Genomic DNA, 246 nt, shown 5'->3' on the forward strand with positions numbered 1-246 from the left:
TCCAGCTGCAGCATCGCGCGGCATACCCGCTGAATCCAGCGACTTGACGAACGCGCCAGCTCCAGCACCTCCGACCTCTTGAGAACGGACCGCCGAGGGCCTTTCCGGCCCTTGCGCTTGCCGCGCTCGGGGAACATTTCTTCCGGCGCCAGGACCGGACGAACATTGGAAGGCAGGTAGCGCTCGATGTCCTCACTGTCAGCCCCAAGGCGATCAGCAAGACTCTCCCTCGCGTTCTCGTCGGAC

General features: G+C 64.2%; 1 protein-coding gene. It reads right to left on the reverse strand.

Annotation, left to right across the window (positions count from 1 at the left end; translation table 11 throughout):
* Positions 1 to 246 (reverse strand): hypothetical protein (locus tag RVY79_RS21035; RefSeq protein WP_317466554.1); only part of this gene is annotated, 246 nt, incomplete at both ends.

The organism is Chromohalobacter sp. HP20-39 (assembly GCF_033052815.1).
Lineage (GTDB): Bacteria > Pseudomonadota > Gammaproteobacteria > Pseudomonadales > Halomonadaceae > Chromohalobacter.